Genomic DNA, 1,582 nt, shown 5'->3' with positions numbered 1-1,582 from the left:
CGCCGTGCCGGACGCGCTCACCGCGCTGGTCCGGCTGCTGGCGACGCTGCACGACGACGCCGGTGACGTGGCCGTGGACGGGTTGGTCGGCCGGGAGGGCGCCACCGTCGACTACCCCGAGGACCGGGTCCGGGCCGAGGCTGGGCTCGCCGAGGGCGTGCAGTTCATCGGCACCGGCCGGATCACCGACCGGCTCTGGACCAAGCCGGCGCTGGCCATCCTCGGCGTCGACGCGCCGTCCACCGGTGAGGCACCGAACGCCCTGGTCCCGGCCGCGAAGGCGAAGCTCAGCATCCGCCTCGCCCCGGGCGACGACCCCAAGCGGGCGTACGCGGCGGTGCGCGCGCACCTGGAGCAGCACGCGCCGTGGGGTGCCCAGGTGACGGTCACCTTCGAACACGACGGTGACCCGTGCGTCATCGACGCGTCCGGCCCGATGTTCGACGCCGCCCGTTCGGCCTTCCGGACCGCCTGGGACGGCACCGACCCGGTGGACATCGGCGTCGGCGGCTCGATTCCGTTCATCGCCACCTTCCAGGAGATGTTCCCGAAGGCGGCGATCCTGGTGACCGGTGTGGAGGACCCGCACGCCCGCGCGCACGGCCCGAACGAGAGTCTGCACCTGGGGGAGTTCGCCCGGGTCTGCCTCGCCGAGGCGCTGCTCCTGCGCAATGTGGCGGCGGCCGGCAGTTAGGCGTCAGAACGGCAACTTTGGGCCTGATCTGGGAGTTTACGGCGTGTCGGATGGTCAGCTGTTATAGCCTTTCGTACATGAGTACGAACGAGGTGATGGCCCGGTTGGGGGCCGCTGTCAGCGCACTGGGAGATGTCGATGTCTCCGCGTGGTCCGAGGACACGCTCAACGAACAGCTCGGTGAGCTCTCCGCCGCACTGGTCGCCCTCGACTCGGTGCTCTCGCGGGTCGCCGGCGAGGTCCGCGCCCGAGGGTTGCGCATCGAGGAGCCCATCTCCGCCTAGGCCCTGACCCGTCGTCCGCGTGAGCGGGCGGCACCCTGCCGACACCGCCCGGGCACGGCAATGCCCGGGCGGTGTCGGAGGTGACTGGCAGGATGAGCTGCGTGCGGTTCCTCGATCTGGCAGCAACCTCCGCCGCCGTCGGCGCCACCAGCGGCCGACGGGCCAAGGTGGAGTTGCTCGCTGACGCGCTGCGCCGGCTTGACCCTGACGAGGTCGAGGCCGGCGCCGGTTATCTCGCCGGTGAGCTGCGCCAACGGCAGACCGGGGTCGGCTACGCGAGCCTGCGTGACCTGCCACCACCGGCCGCCGAGCCGACGTTGACGGTGGCCGCCGTGGACGCGGCCGTCGCGCAGATCGCCGCGGTGCACGGCTCGGGCTCGCAGGCCCGGCGTCGGGCGTTGCTCGGTGCGCTCTACGCGGCGGCGACGGCCGATGAGCAGCGACTGCTCACCGGCCTGTTCAGCGGCGAGCTGCGCCAGGGCGCCCAGGCCGGGCTCCTCGCGTACTCGGTGGCCCGGGCCGCCGACGTGCCGGTGGAGGCGGTCCGCCGGGCGCTCCTGCTCGCCGGTGCTCTCCGGGCCGCAGCGGTTTCCTCTCTGGGCGG

2 protein-coding genes and 1 pseudogene are annotated in these 1,582 nt (G+C 72.9%); all 3 read left to right on the top strand.

The window, feature by feature from the left end; translation table 11 throughout:
- Nucleotides 1–694 (top strand): M20/M25/M40 family metallo-hydrolase (locus tag PSH25_RS29245; protein ID WP_238662083.1); only part of this gene is annotated, 694 nt, incomplete at its 5' end.
- A gap of 77 nt (nt 695–771) precedes the next feature.
- The gene (locus PSH25_RS29240; protein WP_030488220.1) at nt 772–978 is read left to right on the top strand and encodes a hypothetical protein; all 207 of its coding nucleotides are present in this window, start codon (nt 772–774) and stop codon (nt 976–978) included.
- A 92-nt stretch (nt 979–1,070) separates the two neighbouring features.
- Nucleotides 1,071–1,582: pseudogene (locus PSH25_RS29235) on the top strand (ATP-dependent DNA ligase); the annotation flags it as partial.

The organism is Micromonospora foliorum, from assembly GCF_022229015.1.
Lineage (GTDB): Bacteria > Actinomycetota > Actinomycetes > Mycobacteriales > Micromonosporaceae > Micromonospora > Micromonospora foliorum.
This window is presented reverse-complemented; position numbering and strand designations above follow the sequence as displayed.